Here is a 24,955-nt window from a genome sequence, read left to right as displayed (position 1 = left end):
CACAAACTAAATCTATGGAAGCTAATCAAATTATCCAAGCATTTACCGAAGTCGTGAGAAACCAAGATTATGTTTTTTCCGACGCTGCTATAGCTGCTATCACAGAATTACAAAAAACTATCGCTGGTATAGAAACTAAACCCCCGGAAGTAGTTGCAGAAGCTATCCGTCAATGGTATCTTGAGCATGAAGATGTTAGAGATGCAGTTTTATTAGAAGAAAGGGAAATTGTTAGAGTCCCTAGAACTAAACCAGAAAAGGAAGAAAACACCGTAGAAAATCGCTACCGACTTTTACAAGAGGACCTAGAAAAACTGAAAGAAAAAAAGACACCGCCCCAAAACCCATAATTAAAAATTACTAAATCGGTTGATTATACAAGTTAAACTGGTGGTTAGAAATCGCGTCTACACAGACAAAATCAAATCCTTGATTTTTAGTCTGCGCGGGCGGAATTTGTTTGTGTAGCGGCGATTTTCAGTTACCAGGGCTTAAATTAACTGTTTTTTTAATCTTGTCAAAATTCACATTTCAGTCGTATTTGGTATAGCTAAATTATGAAAATATATGCACCTAATATTCACGTTTTCACTTTTCAACTTTATAAAGGCTCAAATTTTGATGATAATATAGATAGTAAAGATTTAAACTTTATCTGGGAACGTGGTAATGATATTATTAAAGAAGTTCTCAAACAAGATCTACAACTCAGTCAAAAAATTGATGTTAATAAAGATGAAAGATTTAATAAAGTAGATATTCTGAATGATCAAAATGAAGTAGATGTATATTTTGAGGGGAATGTTAACCCAAGTCCTCAACAAGATATTTTAATTACAGGTTTAGCTTATCCTTGTCGAATTTCTGATAGTTACGGTTTGTGGTTAAATTTACGTCGTCCAGAACAGGAAAATAACCAACCTACGGAAGATGTAGAAACTGATTTTCTCAAACTTTTAAATCCCAATAATTGCTTAATTTTACCAGTACATCCTTTATTTCTGGGACAAACTATCTTAATTACAGCTTGGATAAATAATGCTAAAATTCAAAATGATCATCAAAAAATAGCTGACGAATGTTTAAAGCAAATTTTCCCTAATCAAAATACAATTCCACCTTTTTATCGTCAAGGTGAATTATTTGGTAGTCCGATATTTGAATATGGTTTACCAAATCAATCTAGTCAATATCAACAAGTTTTAATTTGTTTATTTACAAAAGAAGAAACTGGAAATAAATTTGATCAATCTTGTTCAGAATTACTAGATTTGTTTTTTCGTCATAGTAAGATAATCAAAGCTTATAAAGACAGTCGGGCTATATATAAAGACTTAGATAAAAAGTATAGAGATATAGAATCTGAAGTTAATAAAATTCTCGAACTGAAAAACAATCAAGATATAACCAGACAGGATTTAAAGAAATTACAAAACCAGTTAAAAGCGTTTCCTACATTAGCACTTGAATACACCAGATTACTTTTAAGTTTAGAAGATTCCCAAAATACAATTGTGATTAATGCAGATAATTATAGCGATAAATTAGCACAAATAAAACATAATTTAAACGGTGAAAATTTAGATTTTCTAGAAATTTTCCTAAATAAGAATTGTGCCACCTTTAAACGGCAAATTCAAGCCGATTTAGGCTATTTTCAACATGGTTCACAATTATTAGATCAAGCCGTAAACTCAATTCGTGGTATAGTAGAAATAGAACAAGCTAAAAGCGATCGCTCTTTAGAAACAACAGTACAAGTATTAGGTATAGGTTTTGGTGGTGGTGCTATATTTTCCGGTATCATAGTTCAACACATAGGTACAATCAATCAACCTTTATTACCAAAAAATCCCTTTTTAGCATCTTTAATTTTAAGCATTATTGCTACTATAGTATGTACTCTTCTAGCTATGTTGGTTGTATGGATCAAAAAGCGGAAATTGTAGGTGACAATGAATCATAACTGAGATATTTAATGAAGGAATAAATCATGAAAATACAAGGAATTATCAAAGGTAACACCATAGAATTATTAGATCAAATATTAGACAAAATTCTTCTACCTGATGGAGTAAAAATTTTTCTCCTGTAATGTAGGTTGGGTTGAACAAAGTGAAACCCAATAATTTTCTACACTATTCATCAACTTTTTTAATAGCTTCTTGGTAAATTAAATTACTTAAACGAAACTTACCAACAGATTGCAAAGCATCCAGTTGTTCTCTTAAATTAGGAATTAATCCATTTTGTTTAGCCCAAATCAAAATTCCTACTGTACCTAATACTGGTAAATTCATTTGTTTTGCAACTCGTCTAGCACTTTTTTCATCAAGTAAAATAGCTTGATTAGGTTTTTCAATAAACAGGGTTATTGCTTCTGATTCACCTTCATCTAACTCTAATTTTAATAACGATACTAAAGCAATATTACTAACTGGTAAAATAGTTAACCATGAAGCTTTTGCTACTTTTTCTGCGCCAAATCTTCCTATACCTGTCTCCACAACTTCTTTCCACACAGCTTGTGGAATTATAACACCATCGGGAAACCGTTGATTAATTAACTCTAATTGTCCAATACTACTTAAAGCAATTAAAACCGATGAATTACTAACTGCTTTCATGATAATATTTCTAATGTCTCTAAATCTGTTTCTAACTCTTCTAAATCATAACTACGATCAATATTTTCTTGTCCCAATAACTCATGAAATTCCCATTTACTTAATTGCGACAATTCACGGGCTTTACCAAAAGAAAGAATCCTTTTTTGATAAAGTCTAATTGCCAATTCAGTGCGGATGCGATGCAGACGTTCATCAGGAGGTAGACGTAATCCCTCAGTTACTTGATCAGGAATTTCTAAGATTAATTTATTCATATTTAAGATACAACTTCTCTAACAATTATAATTCAAATTAATATTGAGAGTCAATGAATTTTGAAAATGTTACTCTCGTTCCCTCGTTCTCTGTCTCTGACGGGGAATGAATTACAGAGGCTCTGCCTCCACTGTATCATTTTACTTCAGGCAGAGCCTGAAAAACTGCATTCCCAGCCAGAGTCTGGGAACGAGTTAAATCTTAATATACATCATAGCCCCCTCCTCCCTTGCGGGGAGGGGGATGGTTCACAGTTGTTAGATCAAGCCGTAAACTCAATTCGTGGTATAGTAGAAATAGAACAAGCTAAAAGCGATCGCTCTTTAGAAAGAACAGTACAAGTATTAGGTATAGGTTTTGGTGGTGGTTCGATAGTTTCTGTGGTAATAAATATCGGTTGATTACTTCTATTCACTTTAATCGCCAAAAAGTTTACATTTGTTATATCTTAACTCATTCAGAATACGACAAAAATATATGGAAAAACTAACCACTCTTCCCCCAGATATTAATACCCACTGGAGTGCTATTTCTCCTTTACTAACAATTCGTAATGAAGAAGAATATGAACAAGCAATTATAAGATTAAATGATTTACTTGATGAAATCGGTACTAATGAACAACATCCTCTTTATGATTTATTAGATACATTAGGAACGATAATTGAGGCTTATGAAACAGAACATTATCCTCTTCCTAATTGTCATGGAAATGATGTATTAGCTTATTTAATGGAAGAACACAAACTGAGTTTATCAGATTTACCTCAAATTGGTTCATCCGAAACCATACAGGGTATTTTAACCAAAGAAAAAGCATTAACTTTTAATCAAATTCAACAATTAGCAGAACGGTTTCAGGTAAACATTAAAGTTTTTCTGAATTAGTAAAATATTGTTTCACATCAGGATCAAGAGTAATTATATCATTTTGTTTAGGGAAATGTTCTACTGTTGTTGTCCCATCTTCATGATGAATAGTAACACTATATCTTTCTTGATACCGTTGAGAATATTTACCCCAAATAGGGTTTTTTAGATGACTTAAATCATATTCTTCTTTTAAGTCATCTTCTAATTCATATTGTATTTTATCGTTTATAATATCTCTGTTGAGTTACAGCCCATTGATGAAAGCGATCAGATTTCCTCAAATAAGCAACCAAAACACCAGTATCAAGAATTATCTGCTGATTCATTTCTGCCCATATTCTTTTATGTATTTCTTATTAAAAGAAAGATCGTCTACCCCACCTTCAATAACTCCTTCCCATTTTCTCAATAGATCATGAGGAGAAGTTTCAGGTTTTTTGAAATTTGAGTTTTCAGAATCTTGATTAAGTTGGTGATTACCCAATTCAAATACTAGAAACTCAACAAAACGGAGAACTTGCTGCTGTTGATCTATAGGTAACTGCTGCATCGTAGTTACTACTTTTTCCAGAATTGTCATAATCTTAATGCTTTTGAGATTGTGTATTCACCTTAATTATTACGCAGAAACAGAAACTTGCGATTGATAGCAAATACCCGCTTCCTTGAATCTTTGTAAAGCTTCACCCAAGCGATCGCAATCTGCAATTAAACTAATTCTGACATAGCCTTCACCACCCACACCAAAAGCATTTCCAGGAGTGACTACTACCCCTGTTTGCTGTAAAACATTCAAAGCAAAATCTGTAGAATTCATTCCCCCCGGACATTTTATCCACAAATACATAGTTGCTTCAGTTTTAGGAATATTCCACCCCAACTTACCCAAACCATCAATTAAAAAATCTCGACGAGTGCGGTAACGTTGCTGCACTTCATGTAAATAAGAATCAGGAAGTTGTAAAGCGGTTTCTGCTGCTGTTTGTAAAGCGGAAAAAATGCCATAATCTAAATTGGTTTTGAGTGTCCGCAAACCTTGGATTACGTGACGATTTCCGACGACAAACCCAACGCGCCAACCTGCCATATTATAGGTTTTAGATAAGGTGTGAAATTCTACCCCTATATCCTTAGCACCGGGAATTTCTAATAAACTAGTGGGTTGATAACCATCAAAAGCTAATTCTGCATAACATAAATCATGAACTAACAGGATTTCATACTTCCGCGCAAACGCGACAATTTCCTCAAAAAATTCCCGGGGGGCGGTGGCTGCGGTAGGATTACTAGGATAATTAAAATAGAGAATTTTGGCTTTTCTGGCTACTTCGTCAGGAATGGCCGCTAAATCAATTAACCAGTTATTTTCTTCTTTAAGAATTAAATTGTGGATAATTCCCCCAGCAATAATCGGACCACGGAAATGTACAGGGTAAGATGGTGAAGGTACTAATACAGTATCACCAGGATTAATGTAGGCGATCGCTAAATGTCCCAAACCTTCCTTAGAACCGAGTAAGGGTAAAGCCTCACTATCAGGATTAAGTACCACACCATAGCGACGATGATACCATTGAGTAATAGCTTTACGGAAACTTGCAGTCCCTTCAAATGGAGGATAACCATGATTAGCGGGATTTTGCAAGGCCGTCATGGCAGCTTCTATTACAGGTTGAGGTGTAGGACCATCGGGATTTCCCATACCCAAATCAATTAAATCCAGTCCTTGCTCCCTAGCTTTCGCTTTTAATTCATCTAAACGAGCAAAAACATAAGGAGGTAACTTTTGTATCCGTTCTGCGGGAGTAATCCAACTTAAATTCATTCTTTCAACCTCGAAATAGGGAACAGGGAACAGGGAACAGGGAACAGGGAACAGGTGACAGGGAACAGGTGATAGGTGACAGGGAACAGGTGACAGGGAATAGGTGACAGTTGATAGGTGACAGGTGACAGGGAATAGGTGACAGGGAATAGGTGACAGTTGATAGGTGACAGGTGACAGGGAATAGGTGACAGTTGATATTTCCAATTACCCATTACCCATTACCTATTACCTATTACCAATTACCTATTACCCATTACCTATTACCTATTACCAATTACCTATTACCCATTTTTAATTTTTAATTGATTTGGTGCAGTGGTAGAAACCATTGCGGCCATTAATTGTTCCAACGCTACTTTAAACGGTAGACGGTGGATATCAGAATTAGGTTCTAAACTAATTTCTGCTGCTGTTTGTAACTCACCCAAAGTGATATTACCTAATCCCAAATCTGCTAATTTTTGGGGTAGTCCAATCTCTGCGTAGAACTTCAACAATTGTTGTCTTGCTGACGCTGCTAGTTGATTTCCCTGGATCATTTCTTCTAACCGCAGTTGTACCAGGATACCATAAGCTACCTTCTCCCCATGAATGCTATTATGTCCCGAAATATGGGTTAAGCCATTATGAACCGCATGGGCAGCGACTGTGCGACATTGCGCCCCCCCTAGACCCCCAATTACCCCAGCTAGGAGTACGGTTGCGTCTACAACTTCTTGCCAAATTTCTGTACCTGGGAACTGTAACGCAGTAGCGGACTTTTGTAGTAATATGTCTCGTAAAACTCGCGCTTGTTGAACCGCAGCAATAATTAAAGTTTGTTGTGAATTTCCACTACTTACTGATGCTTCGTACCATTTAGCGATCGCATCTCCAATACCTGCCACTAAGGTCCGTTGCGGTGCAGTCTGAATTAAATTATAATCCAAAATTAGCAACTCTGGACAGCGAGATAAAGCCACGTCATACAAAAACGCCCCCGTTGTTGAATATACATTAGAAAGGGCAGTCCACGCCGCGCAAGTAGCCGCAGAGGTGGGAATTGTGATCACTGGTAATGTTAACTGGTGAGCGACTAATTTAGCGGTATCTAAGGCTTTACCACCACCAATACCGATAATAATATCAGCCTTATGTTCCTTAGCGGCTTTGCGTAAGGCTTTCAGACTAGTTTCACAACAATCAGCGCCATAGGAAACCAAGATAGAATGTAATTCTTGAGATTGGAAAAGAGGTTTTAAATGCTCTTTGCTCAGATTAAGAGTATGATTTCCGGCTACAATTAACGGACGAGTTCCCAAATTAGCGACTTGAGCGCCAACTGTTGACAACACACCAGCGCCGAGAATTACTTTCCCTGGGGAAATAGAAAGGCTGAAAAATGAACTAGCAGCTTGAGTAGACAAAGTTTCGGTAAGATTTTGATTAGGCATGATCTCTATTTTGCCAAAAATATTGATATTTCTTAATCAGATTTTAAAAAAATAATCTTTATTGTATTGTATATAGCAAAAAAATGTGCAAATAGGGAATATAGGAAAATATTTATTTCCCAATATAACCGACTGCTGAAAGCTAAAAAATGCTATAGCTTCTAGAGACGTTTACTGAAACGTCTCTATATTCTGTTTTTAGGAAATGTCTAATCTTGACGCAGCGGGTTTTGGTAGTGAAGCAAATTTGTCCAAATAAATTTTGATTGTCATTTCCGGGTCTTCACGATTGACTAGAGTGCGTTTGACTTCACCCAGGTACAGGGGTACAGACAGCCCGATTTCTGGGTGGATAATGGTGCGGGCGCGGACTGTTAATTGCTTGTTTCCGCCGCTACCTAAGCGACCATAGGAATACAGGTTACTAGCTGCTTGACGTAAAGTGGCTTCTAATTCTGTGGGAGTGATTTCCGGGAGGGTGGAAATTACCGTTTGGTTAGAACCGTTATCATAAACTAGAGTGTATTTAACAGCGCCCGGAATAACTGTACGACTCAAGGGAACAAGGGACAATGAAAATAACCCCCCTGTCAGTACCAGCATAAAGCCAGTTGCACCCACTAATCGAAAGCGAAAGCCCCATTTGAGTATAAAGGCTAAGATTGTCAAAACTGCAAATACTATTGTAGCAATACCTGACCATTGGGTGTATTGTAAAAAATTATCTGTACTAGGCATAGGGTTTTAATTACGAACTTTTTTATTTTACTAATTCCAGTGATTTTCAGGTGAATGAACCACGGTTTATAGGGTTAATTAACAGAACGAATTGTTTCGCGCAAAGGCGCAAAGTAGAAAAGGCGCGAAGGAAGAAGGTAGTCAGGGTGTGGTGTAATTAAATACATTAATGCTGTTGTCAGTTTTAATTATCTCTGAATTTAAGTAGGTTAACGGAAAAAAACCAACATACAGCAGTTTTCATGTATTTGTACCACACGCTAATTTTTCTATTCCTTTCTTCCTTTGCGTCTTTGCGCCTTTGCGTGAGATATAAAATGTGGTTCATTTACCCGAAAATCGCTGTAAGTAACGAAAAGTAAAGTGGCCTAAAACCTCTTCCCTGTTCCCAGTTAAGAGTTCCCAGTTAAGAGTTCCCTCTTCCCTTGTCATAACGACAATTTTTAACGCCAACCTACTTATGATGTGATTGATATTGGTACATAACTCCACACAATGCAGCTAGAAATATCCAAGCCAGGGTATTTAACCGAATATCAAAGATAGTGATATCAACGGTATTAAATAATATCCAGCTGATAAATGTAATTAAATAACTAAAAAAGATGAGGCGATTTTTTGGTTCTATGGTTTGGGAGTTCCATAAAAGTTGACTAGCTGTAATTAATATCCAAATTAGTAACCCACAAAATAATAAGGTGGTAATTAGACCTGTTTCTGCTGATAACATTAAAAAGAGGTTATGGGGATGATTTATATCAATTTGCATCTGGGTTTTATACAGTTCATTAAAACTGCGTAAACCTGAACCAGTTAAGGGGTGTTTTTGGGTTAAATTTAAAGCAAATTCCCATTGGGTTTTTCTCATTAATGCTATCGGTCTATCAGGAAACATATCATCATTTAACCGCGCCCAAATTCCATAGGGAACGAATTTACGGAAAAATTCTGCTATGGGTGAAGGTGCAAAAGCTGCTAATAAAAAACAACTGGTAATACTGACAACAGCACCAACAATTAATCGCCAACCTTGATATAAAGCATAAGCTAAACAAGCAAAAATAGCTATGAACCAGCCATTGCGAGAATTAGTTAAAATCAAGGCGATAAGGTTAGCAAATACTGTGATTGTTAAAAAGATGATTAGGGGATTTTTTTGTTTGAGTTTCTGATAGTTTTCTAGCCATAAACCTAAACCTAAAATCAAAATAGTTACTAAATATGCGGCTAAAGTATTAGCGTGCATAAAGTTAGAAGCCATGCGTCCTTGTGGTAATCCTCCTGGTGCAACTATCCAATCAAAAACAATCCATAAAACCTGAAATTTAAAGTTCCAATTCAGAAATAATTGCCCAAATCCTATGATTAAAATAGGTATAGAACCAAATACCATTATCCAGGATATTTGTCTTAATTGGGTAGGTGTTTGTATGAGGGAAGTTAGTCCTGCAAAAAAGAAAAAGAAGGGTATTAAGTTGAATAAACCTAAAAAAGCATCTAGTTTGTGAGCAGCAAATCCGGTGCTAATGAGTAGTAAAATACTCAAAATAGCAAATCCCTGGTGAATTGGATACTGGCGAATGATATGGTATTGTTTGCGCCAAGTTAGTAATGAAGCTACAGCTATGGAAATACCCCCTAAAAATGGACTCAGGGGGAAAGATATTAGTCCAAATTGCAGCCAATTCCCAGGAGTTTGTAAGCGGAAATTCGGATGATAAAAGGTTTTTTTTAAGCTATTTCCCAGCATTCTGTACGGGTAAGACGAATTTGGGCGAGGGTAAACACTGTAGGAATTATTCTGCCATAGTTTGTAGCGATCGCTTTCCAACCTAAATCAGCAAAAAACCAAGCCCACATCATTGGACCGATAAAAGCAAATACACTACGAACTGCACTATAACGGGCTGCGCTCATGGTCATACCCCGTCGAGACATTTGCAAAGCTACATGATTTTGAAACTGTTTAGTCGCTAGTCCTGTACCTGTAATTGCTGCTTGTTTAGCTACTTGATAGGTAGCAAAATGAACAGCAAATTCACGGGCGATAGTTTGCAGTACAAAGGGTTGAATTACAGAAGTTACAGCCAAGGCGCTACCACCTTTAAATATTAATCCTAAAGGATCATGGTGCAATGATAATGGTAATGGTTGTTTTAAGTTCGATTCTACTAACTGACGTTGCAAATTAATAGTTAGTTGCTGCTTTTCTGTTTTTGGTAGTTGTTTCCAAACCTTTCCTAACAAATGTAAAAATACTTCTGCTTCTAAATCAACTGTTGTTAAATTTTGATCATAGTGAATTTTCAGATATTTACAGACTTGAATCAGGGCTTGTCTGTAAGTTACTTTACCAGTCTTCCCCCGTAATACCGTGATCCCGTCGGCGGCTAAAAAACGAAAACGGTTCTCGATAGCGTCTAACCACGCTTGACGGTCTTGGCTTTGTACTGTAATGGGTTCGGGGGTGTGAACATAATCTAAGGGGTTAAATTTGCGACTAAACAGAATTGCTGTCAAGTCCTGTAATTCTTCTTCGGTGGCTAATTCTAATACTGTCCTGAGTTCTTCCAATTTCCCGTCCTCTCTTCCGTACAACTTATCTGTCACCTATTCTACTACGTTATCAATGAAAATTCACCCCATCACAACTGGCTGTAGCCTCCACCACCAGGAGTTTCAATCACAAATATATCTCCAGGATTCATTTCTACCACGGCTTTGCTTGCTAATTTCTCCACAGTTCCGTTATTTCTTTCTACATAATTTTTACCTACTATACCTGCTTCTCCACCACATAAACCAAATGGGGGAATAATGCGATGATTTGCTAAAATTCCTGCTGTCATATTTTCTAAAAATCGTAACCGCCGAATTACACCATTTCCACCGTGATATTGACCTTGACCACCACTATGTTGACGAATTGCAAAACTTTCTAAAATCACAGGAAAACGCCATTCTAAAACTTCGGGATCTGTTAATCTAGAATTAGTCATGTGAGTATGAACTGCGTCTGTTCCATCAAAATTTGCACCCGCACCAGAACCACCGCAAATAGTTTCATAATATTGATATTTTTCATTTCCAAAAGTGAAATTATTCATCGTTCCTTGGGAAGCTGCTAACACACCTAAAGCCCCATATAAAGTATCGGTAATTGCTTGGGAAGTTTCCACGTTTCCCCCAACTACCGCAGCGGGATAGGAGGGGTTTAACATACAACCTTCAGGAATAATAACTTCTAAAGGTTTCATACATCCTGCATTTAAAGGAATATCGTCATTTACTAAGGTGCGAAAAACATATAAAACTGCTGCTTTACATACTGCTGAAGGTGCATTAAAGTTATTATTTAATTGTGGTGAAGTACCAGTAAAGTCTATTTTGGCATTTCTGGAGTTTTTATCAATGGTAATTTCTACTTTAATCATACTTCCATCATCTAAAGCATAACTAAAACTACCGTTTTTTAAAACTTCAATGACTCGACGAACAGATTCTTCCCCATTGTCTTGGACAAAACCCATATAAGCTTGGACAGTTTCTAAACTATAGTGTTCTACCATTTTTAGAAGTTCTTGAACACCGATTTGATTCGCTGCAATTTGCGCTTTTAAATCGGCGATATTTTGAGAAATATTCCTAGCTGGGTAAGGTTCACTGCTGAGTAAATTAATTAATTCTTGTTCACAGAAAATCCCAGAATTAACTAGTTGAAAATTATCTAATAAAATTCCTTCTTCTGCTATATTTGTACTATAAGGTGGCATAGAACCAGGAGTTATTCCACCAATATCTGCATGATGTCCCCGGGAAGCAACATAAAAAATGGGAAAATTAGCATTGAGAAATACAGGAGTAATAACTGTAATATCTGGAAGGTGTGTTCCCCCATTGTAGGGATTATTAGCAGCAAAAACATCACCCGGTTTAATATTATTTTCATGAGTGGAAATCAAAGCTTGAACACTTTCACTCATAGAACCTAAATGGACAGGAATATGCGGCGCATTTGCTACCAATTGTCCATGATGATCGAAAATTGCACAGGAAAAATCAAGTCTTTCTTTAATATTGACAGAGGAACTGGTATTTTGTAATGTTATACCCATTTGTTCAGCGATCGCTCGAAACAAATTATTAAAAATTTCCAACATAACCGCGTCTTGACGATTTTGGATTTTAGATTGTGAATTTTTGATTAAAGATCGAGCATTTCCATTATGCTTTAATATCAAATTCTGAATATTAGTTAATTCCGCTTTCCAGTTAGGTTCAATAATATTTGTACCTGTCGCTTCTACAATAATTGCAGGACCTAAAATACAGTCCCCCGGTTGTAAATTCTCCCGACGATAAACTGGAGTATTCCACCATTTTCCAGCCGTAAACATTTGTACGGTTGTCTCCGCAACAGGTAAATTATCATTTATTCGTGAAATTACGGTGACAGTTTGGCGATGATGATGTAATACTAATTCTACCGTTACCGCCTCCACAATTAACCGCTTTTCCGGGACAATAAAGCCATAACGCTGACGGTGTAATTCTGCAAATTGATCCTCTATTGCTTCTAAATCAGCGAAATCTACCACTAAAGGCGCGTCTGTTCCTTCATATCTTAAATGCAGTTTTTTATACAATAAAATCTCCACATTACCAGGATTTTGGCGGTTTAATTCTTTTTTCCCCGCTGCTGCTAATTCTGCGAATACTGCTTTCAAATCTGATAACAATTTTAATTCTAAAACCGCTTCAATAGCTTTGTCCTTTAAGACTCTAACATCTGCTAAACCCATCCCATAAGCAGATAAAACCCCAGAATAGGGATGAATCAATACCTGTTTCATCCCTAAAGCGTCAGCAATTAAACAAGCGTGTTGTCCACCGGCACCACCAAAACAGCATAAAGTATATTCGGATATATCATAACCACGTTGGAGCGAGATTTTCTTAATTGCATTGGCCATTTTATCAACAGCTATGGTCAGAAAACCTGTGGCTACTTCCTCCGCTGGGCGATGATCACCAATTTCTGCTCTTAATTCCGCAAATTTACCCTTGACAATTTCTACATCTAATGGTAAATTTGCTTCTCTACCAAATACCTGGGGAAAAAAAGCGGGTTGCAACTTACCCACCATCACATTACAATCTGTAACTGTCAGTGGTCCACCTTTAGAGTAGGAAGCCGGTCCAGGATTTGCACCAGCGGATTCTGGTCCGACGCGATAGCGAGAACCATCGAAATGTAAAATTGAGCCACCACCCGCTGCAACTGTATGAATAGCCATCATTGGTGTGCGGAATCTCACCCCAGCCACTTCCGCTTCTAATGTGCGTTCATATTCACCATTATAATGGGCAACATCCGTAGATGTACCACCCATATCAAAACTGATAATTTTATTAAATCCTGCTAGGATGCTAGTTTGCACCGCCCCGACAATTCCCCCCGCAGGACCTGATAAGATACTATCTTTACCTTGAAATGTTTCCGCGTCAGTTAAACCCCCGTGAGATTGCATAAACTGGAGGGTGACATTTTCTCCCAACTGACTGGCTACTTGATTGACATATCTTCGTAAAATCGGGGATAAATAAGCATCTACTACCGTTGTATCACCCCGACTAACTAACTTCATTAACGGGGTAACTTCATGAGATACTGAAACTTGAGTAAAGCCGATGTTTTTGGCGAGGTTAGCAACCTGTTTTTCATGGTTAGTGTAGCGATAACCGTGCATAAAAACAATTGCACAGGAATGAATGCCATTATTGTAAGCTGTTTGTAGTTGTAGATGAACACTATCTAAATTTAAGTTAATTAATATCTCACCTTGAGCATTGTAACGTTCTTCTACTTCAATCACCTGCTCATACAACATTTCTGGTAAAATAATTTGCCGAGCAAAAATATCAGGACGGTTTTGATACCCAATTCTTAAAGCGTCTGCAAACCCCTTAGTGATAATTAAAACAGTTCTATCTCCCTTTTTTTCCAGGAGAGCATTTGTGGCTACTGTTGTTCCCATTTTAACAACTGCGATTTCTTGACTAGGAATAGCCTCGTAATCAGAAATGCCTAAAATTTGCCTAATTCCCTCTATTGCGGCATCGGTGTACCGTTCGGGATTTTCGGATAATAGCTTATGAATTTGTAGCTTACCGTCTGGGCTTTTGGCGACAATATCAGTAAACGTACCACCCCTATCAATCCAAAATTCCCAATTCATTGTAGATTACACCTCTGTCAATAGTTATAAATTTGGAGAACCCTGTTAATTAAGTATTGCCAGGTTTGCCGATATTTTGTATATTATATCTCAGATTACATCTACTGGAAAATTTTATGATAATTACCAAATCTCAATGGTTTAAAACTGCTTTACAAATCAAAGGTTCAGTAATTTATTCTATTTACCAACAGGTGATTCTATCTGGGGCATTTGGAGTATTAATTTCTCTACTGTATCATGCTCATATCCCTGTTTCTCAACCTATTTTAGCTAGTGTTATTCCCAGTATAGTCTTAGGTTTGTTATTAGTATTTCGGACTAATACAGCTTATGAACGTTTTTGGGAAGGAAGAAAATGCTGGGGTTCAATGGTTAATACTATCCGCAATTTAGCCCGACAAATCTGGGTATGTGTTGATGAAAAAGAATTGAGAGATAAAGATAATAAAATTGATGCTTTAAACCTACTTGCAGCTTTTGGAATAGCGACAAAATTGCATTTACGAAGTGAACCTATCAATAGTGATTTAGAAGCATTAATACCCGAATCTAAATATATCAAATTAAAGATTATGAATAATCCTCCTTTAGAAATTGCTTTTTGGATTAGTGATTATTTACAACAGCAGTATAATCGTAATTGTCTCAATAGTTATCAAATGGCTTCTTTGCAAGAATTGTTGAATATTTTGGTAGATAATTTAGGTGCCTGTGAACGAATTTTAAAAACACCCATGCCCCTAGCTTATGCTATTCACCTCAAACAATTATTGTTTTTATACTGCTTCCTTTTGCCATTTCAAATAGTAGAGAGTTTGGGTTGGTGGACTGGGTTAATTTCTGCTTTAGTCAGTTTTACCTTATTTGGTATTGAAGCCATTGGTTTAGAAATTGAAAACCCCTTTGGTTATGATGAAAATGACTTACCTTTAGACGCAATTTGCCAAACCATGAAACGAAATATTGATGATATCATCAGCTTAACTCCTAGTGTGCAAAAATTATAATCAGATCGGAAACTGCTGTAATTTACAGCAATTAGCTTTGATTGAGGTACACCTTGTGCGGGCATCTTGCCCGCACCACAAGAGTTTTATTATTAATATCTGTACTTCATAATATCGGAAACTGCTGTAATTTATCAGTTTTAATCTGCGTTAATCTGCGTTAATCTGCGGTTAATGATTCTCAAAATTTGATTCTGTGAGTTTGATTATAAACGGAGATACTCCCTCAACAAATGCCTGAGTAGATTCATAGGGCATAACATTTTTCCCAGTTATTTTTATTCCCTGACTTTGAGATACACAATTGAGATAATGCGCTAATCTTTGATCTGGACTTTCTTGTTTGCTTTCTTTACTAATACCCAGAGAGTTTTGTCCCATAACTAACAATGTAGGATAGGGAATTGCAGCAATATCACTACTGTAGTCTCTTTGCCAAAACCTGGCTAAAAAAGCAAATACTGCATAACGTCCATTGATATTTTTAGCATCTGCTTCTAGCATATTTAACCATTCATCATCAACATTTTCACTAGCAGCAAACAATTTTTCCACGGAGAAAGAATACAAAAATTTGCGGGTGCGAGCATAGCGGAAAAAAGCATTACCTATGGGGGATGTAAAAATGCTCCAAAGTAGATTTTGTTGCCATTTAGGGGCGTTTTTAGTAATTACTGGCCAAGATGTAGGATCAGAAAATACTAACCCAGCAATTAATTCTTTTTCCAGTTTGACTAATTCAATAGCAACTGGTAATAAAGCCCCTTGCACTACGATAATAACAGGTTTTTTGACCACAGTTTGCAAGAAGTATTGTAACTGTTTTGCCCAGTTAATTGGTTTGTGTGCTAGAGGTGGCATATCACTTTCACCACAACCCAGTAAATCGGGATTGTAAATAGGATTTTGGTGATTTTTATCATACCATTCTCGGCAGAATCGCTGCCAAAATTGCCGTGATAATCCTACCCCTATGGGATGAATTAACAGTAAAGGAATACCCGTTGCTGGAGAATTGAGCGGTTGATGAATTTCGTAAGCACAGCGGTAATTTTGCCAAAGATAATATTGGGTAGGAGATGCTGTTTTGGATTTAGATAAGGACATAATTTTAAGTTTTTATAGGGGGAGCTTTAAGAATTGCTAAAAAATGATACGGGGATGAATGAATTGATAACCGGCATCTTTAAGTTTTTGATTGGATACCCAGGCATTATAGGGGCGGATATTTTTATTATTTGCATCCCAAATAACATTAGGTAAATTATTTTTTGTCATCAGATTATCAAGTAATTCTTTATTCGTGAGATGACTATCATCAACAAGATTATAAATACCTTCTAAGCGATGTTCACGGGCAAATTCTATAGTACCAACTATATCATCAAGGTGAATCCAATTGGTGATATCTTCTCCATTACCAGCGCGGGTTGTTCCTGCGGCTCTACCAAATATTTTTACCAATTCTCTACCAGGTCCATAAATACCTCCTAAACGGAGAATACACACGCGGGTATTTTCATTATTTGCTGATAATAATATGTCTTCTGTTTTTCGCAACAGTTGAGAATTGCGATTAGCTGGTGCGGGTGGACTTTCTTCGTCTACCCATACGCCATTTCTATCTCCATAAACTGAATAACTACCTGTATATATTACTTGACGAACATTAGGGAATTTGGGAAGTAGAGAAACTAGATTTTTAGCAGTTTCTACATAGGTTTCTTCATAGGAATCTGCGTTTTTTGCTCCTACACTTAACAAGACAACATTCTGATTTTTTAATACGGCTTTTAACCCTACTAAATCATTACCTGGAGTGACAATAACTTTCGGTGAAATTGTTTCTAAAACTGGTATACGTTCTGGGCTAGTTGTGGTGACTGTCAGCACAAAATTACTGTTTGACTGCCAATATTTGCCAACTGCATAACCTACGTAACCACAACCGATGATTGCAATATTCATGATGTTTAATAGAACTAAAATAAATTAAAGTATTTTTAACAATTACCAGTTAATAATCAAATAGTACAGGAATATGCAAGTTTTTAACTAATGGCTATTAGGTTAACTTTTTTATTTCTGGCTATTCATATCTATAACGGTAGGTTGACTTGGTTTCTTTGCTTTTTACGCGCTAGATTTAATTTTAGGCATGAATTGTCCCATCTGGCATGATAGCTCCGGCTAAGTTAGCACCAATTAATTTTACCAGCAAGCGATCGCCTGAACGAATTCTTGCTCCTGTCAAATCAGCGCCCCGCAAATCAGCCCCGCTAAAATCCGCACCAATCAAATTTGCCGAGCGTAAATTGGCTTCTCTTAAATCCGCTAAAAGTAAGTTAGCTCTAAATAGATTGGCTTCTGACAAATCCGCACCTCTCAGAATGACTTTGTGCATAAAAGTATCACTTAGGTTAGAACCGCTTAAATTAGCATAACTCAAATTTCTTCCTGATAAATCCCGATTGCTCAAGTTAGCGCGACTAAAATCTTTACCGCTCAAATCTGAATTTGGCTGTGGTTGTTGATAGGTTGTTTTTGGTGAGTAAGAATAAGTAGATGGTGGTTGAGTCCCTTGAGGGTCAGAGGGAGTTGGCTGTTTATCTAGTGAAGAGCGTAGTTTATCACGAGCTACATTCAATAATTTCAGTTTTTCGTGGGCTTTGTGTTGTAAACGCGGATTATCTTTTGGGAGGCGGTCTGGGTGCCAAACAAACACTAAATCTTTATAAGCCTGATTTATTTCTTCCAGTGTGGCCCCTGGTTCTAATTCCAAGATTCTGTAGTACCGCTCCAATTCGCTCGTCATGATGTATTGGTGAAAATTAAGATAATAGTTGAACAAATGATGGGTTATGCAGTCATTTGTTCAGTATAACGATTGATTGCTGCTGCTATCGGCATGGAATCTAACTTTGATGGTGAAATTAAGATTGTGACTGTTCTTTGCTAGATCAGTAATTTCCTATCTGATTAATCCATCTCGCCAGCGCCCAATGGCTTGCAAATATGCCACAAGCGGAATATGGTAAACCTCAATAAAAATCCAAACCATAATTGCTAAGTGCGACAAAAAAGTTAATACTGTCCAAATCAATGGAATCCAGGTGAAAAAATCATCAGCCGCAGGAGGAAAACAATATACCGTAATACCTATCAAAGTTGTAGGTAAAATGACAAAAGCAATGGCAGCTAAACCATAACCCCAACCTAATTCCACACCTAATAATTGTGCTTGAGTCCACTTAAATCCATTCCAATGCCAAACTAATGGTGGTTCTCTAGAAGGCATTTTCACTTGCTGTAGTTCCAAATTGACGGTAAGAATTTCGTGGCAAAAATCGCAGCACATAGCCTCCATCATCGGCATTGGCGAAATTTTACCAATACGACAGACTGGACATGGATAATCTTCTTGAAAGTTTAAAGATTTTGATCTAATTGGAGAATTAGCCATGATTAAACTACTCTTTTTTTTACTCTTTTTTCAACTTTCCTATTATCTTATCTATTCCCCAACCTAAATAAGACGCAAATACCTCTTTTTTCTCTACCTCTGTGTCCTCTGTGTCCTCTGTGGTTAGTTAAAAAAATCCGTTCATAACCCACTAATGATTGCTATATTACCTATCATTTTGCTGAGAAATCACTGACATTGATTTCTTGTAATTCTAATATGATTTCGGAGGTTAATTGATAATTGTCCGGTCATTAATGGCAGATAAAGTGATAGTCCAAGCAGTGAACCTAACACCATTGAAACAATTAATGAACCATAAGTTGATAAAAATTCACCCATATCCCGGTGACGGTTGACTGTTCCCTATTTGCATAAATAAAATGCATAAAAAAAGATGAGCTTTTTAGCCCACCCAAAAAAATCAAAGAAAATCTATTCTATGATACACCATTGATAATTAACCTAACAATGCTTTGGCTTTAGCTAAAACATTATCAACGGTGAAGCCAAACTTCTCTAAACAAATACCACCGGGAGCGGAAGCACCAAAAGTATCAATACTTACAGTATCGCCTTCACTACCGATATACTTGTGCCAACCGAAGCTACTAGCCGCTTCTACAGATAGGCGTTTAGTAACAGATCGAGGAAGAACAGACTCTTTATAAGCTGCATCTTGTGTATCAAATAAGGTAGAAGAAGGCATAGAAACAACACGAACTTTCTTACCTTCTGCTGTCAGTTTCTCTGCGGCACTCACACAAAGACTTAATTCTGAACCAGTACCAATTAAGATGATATCTGGTGTACCTTGACAATCAACAATTGTATATGCACCTTTAGCGACACCTGCGATAGATGTACCTGCTAGGTTAGGAACATTTTGACGAGTGAAAGCTAATAAAGTAGAAGCTTGTGCTTTAGACTTCTCAATAGCAACTTTGTAACCACCAGAGGTTTCATTTCCATCTGCGGGACGAATTACGGTTAAATCAGGAATAGCACGCAAAGAAGCTAAAGTTTCAATGGGTTGGTGGGTAGGACCATCTTCACCCTGGCCAATGGAGTCGTGAGTCATGACCCAAATTGCGCCAGCTTCAGAAAGAGCAGCTAAACGAATAGCAGCCCGCATATAATCGGTGAAGATGAGGAAAGTTGCGCCGTAGGGTATTAAACCGGAACGGTGTAAAGCCATACCGTTACAAATTGCACCCATGGCGTGTTCCCGGACACCGAAGTGAATGTTACGATTTCCGAAATGTCCTTTTTGGAAGTCTCCAGTACCTTTAAGTTCAGTGAGGTTGGAGTGGGTTAAGTCAGCAGAACCACCGATTAATTCCGGTAAAACCGCACCTAATTTGTTGAGACAGATTTCCGAGTGTTTGCGGGTAGGTAATGCTTTATCTGCATCTGTGTAGGTAGGTAATACTTGATCCCAACCCTCTGGTAATTTGCCACTAATCAAACGTTCAAATTCAGCGGCTTCTTGGGGGTATTTAGCCTTGTATTCGGCATAAGCTTTGTTCCACTCGGATTCGTAAGCAGCGCCGCGTTCAACAGCCTTGCGGGTGTGGTTGAGGGCATCTTCAGGAACGACAAAAGCATCGTATTTCCAGCCTAAGTTATTGCGGGTAGCTATTGTTTCGTCAGGTCCCAAGGCAGCACCGTGAATACCAGCAGTATTAGCTTTATTAGGAGAACCATAACCGATGGTGGTTGTCACCTTAATCATGGTGGGTTTGTCTGTAACTGCTTTTGCTTGGGCGATCGCTTTGGCAATGCCTTCTAAATCTGTGTTACCGTCTTTAACGTGCAGAACGTGCCAACCGTAGGATTCAAAGCGTTTAGAAACATCTTCGGTGAATGCTACATCTGTAGAACCATCAATAGAGATGTGGTTATCGTCATAGAGCGCAATAAGTTTACCTAATCCCCAGTGTCCAGCGATAGAAGCGGCTTCACCAGAAATCCCTTCCATGTTGCAACCATCACCAAGAATTACATAAGTGTAGTGATCAACAATTGTTGCATCAGGCTTATTGAACTTAGCGGCCAGGTGTGCTTCTGCTACTGCTAAACCGACTGCATTGGCAATTCCTTGACCTAAAGGACCTGTGGTAACTTCTACACCAGCTGTAACAAAATTTTCGGGGTGGCCTGGGGTCTTAGCACCCCATTGACGAAATTGTTTGATGTCGTCTATGGTAACGCTATCGTAGCCTGTGAGGTACAGTAGGGCATACTGTAACATTGAACCATGACCAGCGGATAAAACAAAGCGATCGCGGTTGAACCACTGAGGATTTTTGGGATTATACCGCATGAAGGAGTCCCAAAGGACAAAAGCCATGGGAGCCGCACCCATCGGTAGTCCAGGGTGTCCAGACTTGGATTTTTCTATGGCATCAACAGCCAAAAAGCGGATAGAATTGATACAAAGTTCTTGGAGGGATTGGGTTGCAACTGCCATAATTTCTAATTGTTAAGGACGGGTTAGGACTCTTTTTAGGGTTTTTTGTGGGTTCATGAGCAAGTGATCCCACTTTGTTCATCATCTCATTCCCAATTATCAATGGACAAGGGGAATTTTTGACGTTTTTAGCGATGAATCAGGCCGATAAGCTGATAAATTTAATCATGCCTTCCTAAAGCTTGGCATTAGCTAGGCTGTTAGTTCAGCTATGAATTTCTCTATCATGCCTTATGTTCACTTCTAAAAGACAAACTAGGAGCAAAATTATGCGGGGATCAATAATAAATACAAGTCTTGGTAATGGATAATTGGGTGATTGACTTTACCTATTACTATTACCTGACTAGTAAGTATCTTTAAGGAGTAAATTTCTTGAAGGCTAGGCTGACATTATGACCACCAAAGCCAAAGGAGTTAGATAAGGCTACCTCGACTATTTGACTGCGGCTGGTGTGGGGGACATAATCTAAATCACATTCTGGATCAAGATTTTCGATGTTGATAGTAGGGGGAATTTTGTCATGAGCTACGGCTAAAATTGTCGCTACGGCTTCAATTCCTCCCGAACCACCTAAAAGATGTCCTGTCATGGATTTAGTGGAACTGACGGCTATTTTATAGGCGTGATCTCCCAAAGCTTTCTTAATGGCGGCGGTTTCGTTGATATCATTGGCTGGTGTACTTGTCCCATGGGCATTAATGTAACTTACCATTTCTGGGGCGATCGCACCATCTTTTAAAGCTAATTCTATCGCCCTAGCCGCACCTAAACCACCGGGAACCGGCGCAGTGATATGATACGCATCGCAGGTCATCCCATAACCGACAATTTCCCCATAAATCCGTGCGCCACGATTCATGGCGTGTTCTAACTCTTCGAGAATTAAAATTCCCGCGCCTTCACCCATCACAAACCCATCCCTATCCCTATCAAAGGGACGACAAGCATGGGCTGGATCATCATTGCGGGTAGATAAAGCCCGTGCAGAGGCAAATCCTGCCACTGATAGGGGGGTAACTGCTGCTTCACAGCCACCGCAAATCATAGCTTTAGCGTATCCCCATTGAATTTGACGAAAAGCATCACCGATGGAATTAGAACCAGCCGCACAGGCTGTTACAGAACAGGAATTAGGACCTTTTGCGCCAGTATGAATTGCTGTTAATCCCGCTGCCATATTGGCGATCATCATGGGAATCATGAAAGGACTACAACGACTAGGACCACGTTTAGGATCTAAGTAAATGGTTTGTTGGTCTTCTAATACTTTAATGCCACCAATACCAGAACCAATGATCACGCCAATTTGTTCAGCGTTGAAATCATCAATTACTAACCCGGAATCCGCAACAGCTTGAATAGCCGCCGATACACCCAATTGAGAAAAACGATCCATGCGCTTGGCTTCTTTGCGTTCTAAGTAAGTCTCTGGATCAAAGTTTTTGACTTCACCAGCAATGCGACAACTATGTTTAGAAGCATCAAAAGCGGTAATATAGTCAATACCATTCTGTCCGCTCAATAATCCTTGCCAATATTCGGCGGGTGTGTTTCCAATGGGTGTAATCGCGCCCACACCTGTTACAACAACGCGATTACGTTTATAGTCTGTCATGATTACATTAAATATGGCGAAAAAAAATATGGCGAAAAAGCAGCAGATTGAACAATTAAGAGTGCTGAGTTTCCAGTCAAATATCCATAAATTTTGAGTATACTGTTTTCTCAATATTAGGACTTTTGGATGAGGACTTTTGGGGTTTTCCTGGAATTTTTACAGTTTAAACACTCAACACTCATGTACCGGCGGGTTTATCCAGTTAATCTGTATACCTGCAAAATATCTCTTTAAACCCGCCTATACTGAATTAACACTTATCTAAGCAGATGCGGCAACGTGATCATCGATATAATCTACCACGGCTTGAACAGTTGTAATTTTTTCAGCCGCTTCATCGGGAATTTCGATATCAAATTCTTCTTCCAAAGCCATGACTAGCTCAACTGTATCTAAGGAATCAGCCCCTAAATCGTCAATAAAACTGGCTTCTGGTATAACCTTCTCCGGTTTGTCTACACTCAGTTGCTCAATGATAATTTTTTTTACTTTTTCAAAAGTATCTGCTTGGCTCATAAATAAAAGTCCTTAACAAGTTGCTATGATTTGCTCTCAATGAACAAAGTTTTTTTGGCCATATACATCTTATCGGAAAGAGTGAATCTGAGTATAGGTTCTATCATGAAAACTGAGAATTGAAGATTAGCGGATTTAAGTCCTTACTACTAATCACTACCAATACATAACAAATCCCAATTACCTCTAAAATCTAAATCAAGTATACTTTTATGCCATCCAAAACTCTCAAGTACGCCTATTATCCCGGTTGTGTAGCCCAAGGAGCTTGTCGAGAACTGTATTTATCCACCCAATCTCTAACTAAAGCGTTAGGTATTGAACTGATTGAATTGAAAAAAGCTGCTTGTTGTGGTTCTGGTACATTTAAAGAAGATTCGCAATTATTAGAAGACACTGTTAACGCTAGAAATATCGCTTTAGCGGAATCTTTGCATCTCCCTTTACTAACCCATTGTAGCACTTGTCAGGGTGTTCTTGGTCATGTTGATGAACGATTAAAAGAATGTCAATCTACAAATCCTGATTATCTCAACAAAGTTAATGGTTTACTGGAAAAAGAAGGTTGTTCTCCTTATCAGGGGAGTACAGAAGTTAAACATCTTCTTTACGCTTTAGTGACAGATTACGGTTTAGAGGAAATTTCTGGGCGTGTTAACAAGAAATTAAGTGGATTAAAATGTGCAGCTTTTTATGGCTGTTATCTGCTTCGCGCTCAAAAATCCATGCCCTATGATGATCCTTTTCAACCCGAAGCAATGGAAAATGTATTTCGGGCTGTAGGAGCGACACCAGTATATTATCGTGGCAGGACTCAATGTTGTGGTTGGCCTTTGTCTAGCTATGCGACTACAGAATCTTTCCAAATGGCAGGAAATCACATTCAAGAGGCTGTAGCTAATGGGGCAGATTGTATTGTCACACCATGTCCTCTGTGTCATTTGAATTTAGATTCTCGTCAACCGGAAGTAGAAAAAGTCATTGGTCAAAAATTAGGTTTACCAATTTTGCACTTACCCCAATTAATTGCTTTAGCTTTAGGTGTTAGTCCTAAAGAACTCGGTTTAGAAAGACATATTGTGTCTACAAAACCGGTTTTAGAAAAATTAGGATGGTGATAGGGGAAAGAGGAGCAGAGCAAGAATATTTTTCATTCCAGTCTCCAGTCCCCAATTAATAGCGGTATGTACTGTAATCAGGTAGATTATAGCCCCCTCCTCGCTTGCGGGGAGGGGGTTGGGGGTGGGGTGGTTGTATCTCATTCACCCAATAACGACTACATTACCAATTTCTGATATTCTTCTTCACTAATTAAATCATGATTATTTTCCACACGATCTAAAAATACTAATCCTTCCAAATGATCATACTCATGTTGAAAAATTCGGGCAATAAAATCCCTTAATTCTTGTTTTTGGAAATTGCCATAACGGTCTGTATATTCAACTTCAATTGTTTGATATCTAGGAACTAAACCCCTAATTCCCGGAACACTTAAACAACCTTCCCAACCCTTGACTATTTCCGAAGAATGGGCAACAATTCGGGGGTTGATCATTGCGGTCGGCTGCATTTCCGGTGCGTGGGGATATCTAGCATTAGGACGGGAAGCGACGATAAATAAACGGTATGATGCTGCTATTTGTGGTGCAGCAATTCCCACCCCATTAGCTTGAGCAACTGAGGTAATTAATTCATCAATCAGGTTTTGAATTTTCTCATCTTGAATATTCTCAACCGCAGCCGCTTTTTGTCGTAATATCGGATTACCTAATTTAATGATTGGCGCAAATTTTAACATTTTCAAATCTCTATATTTTTCTCATATCAAATTTCATTATCGCCGTTTCGACGATTATACCATTGATGATGTGC

General features: G+C 37.9%; 23 protein-coding genes and 2 pseudogenes. 7 read left to right on the top strand and 18 right to left on the bottom strand.

Annotation, left to right across the window (positions count from 1 at the left end; translation table 11 throughout):
* The first annotated feature begins 14 nt into the window (after nt 1-14).
* Together H6G25_RS00195 and H6G25_RS00190 are read left to right on the top strand one after the other, a co-directional pair.
* Nucleotides 15-350 (top strand): hypothetical protein, encoded by a 336-nt coding sequence (locus H6G25_RS00195; protein ID WP_190390761.1) that lies wholly within the window; start codon nt 15-17, stop codon nt 348-350.
* A 207-nt stretch (nt 351-557) separates the two neighbouring features.
* Complete coding sequence (locus H6G25_RS00190) at nt 558-1,949, top strand: hypothetical protein (RefSeq protein WP_190390760.1); 1,392 nt, start codon at nt 558-560, stop codon at nt 1,947-1,949.
* Nucleotides 1,950-2,138: 189 nt separating this feature from the next.
* Here H6G25_RS00190 and H6G25_RS00185 read toward each other — a convergent pair whose 3' ends face one another.
* Nucleotides 2,139-2,627: a DUF3368 domain-containing protein gene (locus H6G25_RS00185; RefSeq protein ID WP_190390759.1), complete on the bottom strand. Its 489-nt coding sequence runs from the start codon at nt 2,625-2,627 to the stop codon at nt 2,139-2,141.
* Nucleotides 2,624-2,884, bottom strand: coding sequence for a UPF0175 family protein (locus tag H6G25_RS00180; RefSeq protein WP_190390758.1), 261 nt, complete (start codon nt 2,882-2,884; stop codon nt 2,624-2,626). The genes H6G25_RS00185 and H6G25_RS00180 overlap by 4 nt, the downstream gene beginning before the upstream one ends.
* Before the next feature lie 255 nt (nt 2,885-3,139).
* On the opposite strand from H6G25_RS00180, the gene H6G25_RS00175 reads away from it, so the two are divergent.
* The 3 genes and pseudogenes from H6G25_RS00175 (at nt 3,140) to H6G25_RS00165 (ending at nt 3,773) form a co-directional block, all read left to right on the top strand.
* Entirely contained in the window at nt 3,140-3,286 is a 147-nt protein-coding gene (locus tag H6G25_RS00175; RefSeq protein ID WP_190390916.1) for a hypothetical protein, read from the top strand.
* Nucleotides 3,268-3,375, top strand: a pseudogene (locus H6G25_RS00170) (type II toxin-antitoxin system HigB family toxin); the annotation flags it as partial. The gene H6G25_RS00175 and the pseudogene H6G25_RS00170, both read left to right, overlap by 19 nt.
* Complete coding sequence (locus tag H6G25_RS00165; protein ID WP_190390757.1) at nt 3,363-3,773, top strand: transcriptional regulator; 411 nt, start codon at nt 3,363-3,365, stop codon at nt 3,771-3,773. The pseudogene H6G25_RS00170 and the gene H6G25_RS00165, both read left to right, overlap by 13 nt.
* Nucleotides 3,774-4,080: 307 nt before the next feature.
* Here H6G25_RS00165 and H6G25_RS00160 read toward each other — a convergent pair whose 3' ends face one another.
* The 7 genes from H6G25_RS00160 to H6G25_RS00130 all read right to left on the bottom strand — a co-directional run bounded on the left by H6G25_RS00160 (nt 4,081) and on the right by H6G25_RS00130 (nt 13,996).
* On the bottom strand, nt 4,081-4,338 hold the full coding sequence (locus H6G25_RS00160; protein WP_190390756.1) for a hypothetical protein: 258 nt from the start codon (nt 4,336-4,338) through the stop codon (nt 4,081-4,083).
* 39 nt (nt 4,339-4,377) lie between these two features.
* The gene (locus tag H6G25_RS00155; protein WP_190390755.1) at nt 4,378-5,583 is read right to left on the bottom strand and encodes an aspartate aminotransferase; all 1,206 of its coding nucleotides are present in this window, start codon (nt 5,581-5,583) and stop codon (nt 4,378-4,380) included.
* 284 nt (nt 5,584-5,867) lie between these two features.
* Nucleotides 5,868-7,019 (bottom strand): iron-containing alcohol dehydrogenase family protein, encoded by a 1,152-nt coding sequence (locus H6G25_RS00150; RefSeq protein WP_190390754.1) that lies wholly within the window; start codon nt 7,017-7,019, stop codon nt 5,868-5,870.
* 198 nt (nt 7,020-7,217) lie between these two features.
* On the bottom strand, nt 7,218-7,757 hold the full coding sequence (locus H6G25_RS00145; protein WP_190390753.1) for a Ycf51 family protein: 540 nt from the start codon (nt 7,755-7,757) through the stop codon (nt 7,218-7,220).
* Between the two features lie 454 nt (nt 7,758-8,211).
* Complete coding sequence (locus H6G25_RS00140) at nt 8,212-9,507, bottom strand: O-antigen ligase family protein (RefSeq protein WP_190390752.1); 1,296 nt, start codon at nt 9,505-9,507, stop codon at nt 8,212-8,214.
* Nucleotides 9,489-10,331: a YaaW family protein gene (locus H6G25_RS00135; RefSeq protein ID WP_190390751.1), complete on the bottom strand. Its 843-nt coding sequence runs from the start codon at nt 10,329-10,331 to the stop codon at nt 9,489-9,491. Before H6G25_RS00135 ends, H6G25_RS00140 begins: the two co-directional genes overlap by 19 nt.
* Nucleotides 10,332-10,402: 71 nt before the next feature.
* Nucleotides 10,403-13,996: a hydantoinase B/oxoprolinase family protein gene (locus tag H6G25_RS00130; protein WP_190390750.1), complete on the bottom strand. Its 3,594-nt coding sequence runs from the start codon at nt 13,994-13,996 to the stop codon at nt 10,403-10,405.
* Nucleotides 13,997-14,112: 116 nt separating this feature from the next.
* Between H6G25_RS00130 and H6G25_RS00125 the strand changes: the two genes are divergently transcribed.
* Nucleotides 14,113-15,006 (top strand): bestrophin family ion channel, encoded by an 894-nt coding sequence (locus tag H6G25_RS00125; protein WP_190390749.1) that lies wholly within the window; start codon nt 14,113-14,115, stop codon nt 15,004-15,006.
* A 171-nt stretch (nt 15,007-15,177) separates the two neighbouring features.
* Here H6G25_RS00125 and H6G25_RS00120 read toward each other — a convergent pair whose 3' ends face one another.
* The 8 genes and pseudogenes from H6G25_RS00120 to acpP form a co-directional block, all read right to left on the bottom strand.
* The gene (locus tag H6G25_RS00120) at nt 15,178-16,113 is read right to left on the bottom strand and encodes an alpha/beta hydrolase (RefSeq protein ID WP_137907692.1); all 936 of its coding nucleotides are present in this window, start codon (nt 16,111-16,113) and stop codon (nt 15,178-15,180) included.
* 36 nt (nt 16,114-16,149) lie between these two features.
* Nucleotides 16,150-16,974: an SDR family oxidoreductase gene (locus H6G25_RS00115; protein WP_190390748.1), complete on the bottom strand. Its 825-nt coding sequence runs from the start codon at nt 16,972-16,974 to the stop codon at nt 16,150-16,152.
* Nucleotides 16,975-17,158: 184 nt separating this feature from the next.
* On the bottom strand, nt 17,159-17,821 hold the full coding sequence (locus tag H6G25_RS00110; protein WP_190390747.1) for a pentapeptide repeat-containing protein: 663 nt from the start codon (nt 17,819-17,821) through the stop codon (nt 17,159-17,161).
* Nucleotides 17,822-17,977: 156 nt separating this feature from the next.
* Nucleotides 17,978-18,469: a hypothetical protein gene (locus H6G25_RS00105; protein WP_190390746.1), complete on the bottom strand. Its 492-nt coding sequence runs from the start codon at nt 18,467-18,469 to the stop codon at nt 17,978-17,980.
* Nucleotides 18,470-18,703: 234 nt separating this feature from the next.
* Nucleotides 18,704-18,811: pseudogene (locus H6G25_RS20950) on the bottom strand (branched-chain amino acid ABC transporter permease); the annotation flags it as partial.
* Between the two features lie 118 nt (nt 18,812-18,929).
* Nucleotides 18,930-20,942, bottom strand: coding sequence for a transketolase (tkt, locus tag H6G25_RS00100; RefSeq protein WP_190390745.1), 2,013 nt, complete (start codon nt 20,940-20,942; stop codon nt 18,930-18,932).
* 359 nt (nt 20,943-21,301) lie between these two features.
* Nucleotides 21,302-22,561: a beta-ketoacyl-ACP synthase II gene (gene fabF, locus H6G25_RS00095; protein WP_190390744.1), complete on the bottom strand. Its 1,260-nt coding sequence runs from the start codon at nt 22,559-22,561 to the stop codon at nt 21,302-21,304.
* A gap of 264 nt (nt 22,562-22,825) precedes the next feature.
* On the bottom strand, nt 22,826-23,080 hold the full coding sequence (gene acpP, locus H6G25_RS00090) for an acyl carrier protein (RefSeq protein ID WP_190390743.1): 255 nt from the start codon (nt 23,078-23,080) through the stop codon (nt 22,826-22,828).
* A 212-nt stretch (nt 23,081-23,292) separates the two neighbouring features.
* Here acpP and H6G25_RS00085 point away from each other — a divergent pair, with 212 nt between their 5' ends.
* Nucleotides 23,293-24,198, top strand: coding sequence for a CoB--CoM heterodisulfide reductase iron-sulfur subunit B family protein (locus tag H6G25_RS00085; RefSeq protein WP_190390742.1), 906 nt, complete (start codon nt 23,293-23,295; stop codon nt 24,196-24,198).
* 158 nt (nt 24,199-24,356) lie between these two features.
* Here H6G25_RS00085 and def read toward each other — a convergent pair whose 3' ends face one another.
* The gene (gene def, locus H6G25_RS00080) at nt 24,357-24,881 is read right to left on the bottom strand and encodes a peptide deformylase (RefSeq protein WP_190390741.1); all 525 of its coding nucleotides are present in this window, start codon (nt 24,879-24,881) and stop codon (nt 24,357-24,359) included.
* Nucleotides 24,882-24,955: the final 74 nt, after the last annotated feature.

The sequence above is a fragment of the Dolichospermum sp. FACHB-1091 genome, from assembly GCF_014697585.1.
In the GTDB taxonomy this organism is placed as follows: Bacteria; Cyanobacteriota; Cyanobacteriia; order Cyanobacteriales; family Nostocaceae; genus Dolichospermum.
The sequence above is the reverse complement of the archived record's forward strand: the minus strand, read 5'-3'. Positions and strand labels throughout refer to the sequence as shown.

Coding starts and splice junctions, on each gene's coding strand:
- H6G25_RS00195 (WP_190390761.1), top strand. CDS start 15: ATGGAAGCTAATCAAATTATCCAAGCATTTACCGAAGTCGTGAGAAAC.
- H6G25_RS00190 (WP_190390760.1), top strand. CDS start 558: ATGAAAATATATGCACCTAATATTCACGTTTTCACTTTTCAACTTTAT.
- H6G25_RS00185 (WP_190390759.1), bottom strand. CDS start 2,627: ATGAAAGCAGTTAGTAATTCATCGGTTTTAATTGCTTTAAGTAGTATT.
- H6G25_RS00180 (WP_190390758.1), bottom strand. CDS start 2,884: ATGAATAAATTAATCTTAGAAATTCCTGATCAAGTAACTGAGGGATTA.
- H6G25_RS00165 (WP_190390757.1), top strand. CDS start 3,363: ATGGAAAAACTAACCACTCTTCCCCCAGATATTAATACCCACTGGAGT.
- H6G25_RS00160 (WP_190390756.1), bottom strand. CDS start 4,338: ATGACAATTCTGGAAAAAGTAGTAACTACGATGCAGCAGTTACCTATA.
- H6G25_RS00155 (WP_190390755.1), bottom strand. CDS start 5,583: ATGAATTTAAGTTGGATTACTCCCGCAGAACGGATACAAAAGTTACCT.
- H6G25_RS00150 (WP_190390754.1), bottom strand. CDS start 7,019: ATGCCTAATCAAAATCTTACCGAAACTTTGTCTACTCAAGCTGCTAGT.
- H6G25_RS00145 (WP_190390753.1), bottom strand. CDS start 7,757: ATGCCTAGTACAGATAATTTTTTACAATACACCCAATGGTCAGGTATT.
- H6G25_RS00140 (WP_190390752.1), bottom strand. CDS start 9,507: ATGCTGGGAAATAGCTTAAAAAAAACCTTTTATCATCCGAATTTCCGC.
- H6G25_RS00130 (WP_190390750.1), bottom strand. CDS start 13,996: ATGAATTGGGAATTTTGGATTGATAGGGGTGGTACGTTTACTGATATT.
- H6G25_RS00125 (WP_190390749.1), top strand. CDS start 14,113: ATGATAATTACCAAATCTCAATGGTTTAAAACTGCTTTACAAATCAAA.
- H6G25_RS00120 (WP_137907692.1), bottom strand. CDS start 16,113: ATGTCCTTATCTAAATCCAAAACAGCATCTCCTACCCAATATTATCTT.
- H6G25_RS00115 (WP_190390748.1), bottom strand. CDS start 16,974: ATGAATATTGCAATCATCGGTTGTGGTTACGTAGGTTATGCAGTTGGC.
- H6G25_RS00110 (WP_190390747.1), bottom strand. CDS start 17,821: ATGACGAGCGAATTGGAGCGGTACTACAGAATCTTGGAATTAGAACCA.
- H6G25_RS00105 (WP_190390746.1), bottom strand. CDS start 18,469: ATGGCTAATTCTCCAATTAGATCAAAATCTTTAAACTTTCAAGAAGAT.
- tkt (WP_190390745.1), bottom strand. CDS start 20,942: ATGGCAGTTGCAACCCAATCCCTCCAAGAACTTTGTATCAATTCTATC.
- fabF (WP_190390744.1), bottom strand. CDS start 22,561: ATGACAGACTATAAACGTAATCGCGTTGTTGTAACAGGTGTGGGCGCG.
- acpP (WP_190390743.1), bottom strand. CDS start 23,080: ATGAGCCAAGCAGATACTTTTGAAAAAGTAAAAAAAATTATCATTGAG.
- H6G25_RS00085 (WP_190390742.1), top strand. CDS start 23,293: ATGCCATCCAAAACTCTCAAGTACGCCTATTATCCCGGTTGTGTAGCC.
- def (WP_190390741.1), bottom strand. CDS start 24,881: ATGTTAAAATTTGCGCCAATCATTAAATTAGGTAATCCGATATTACGA.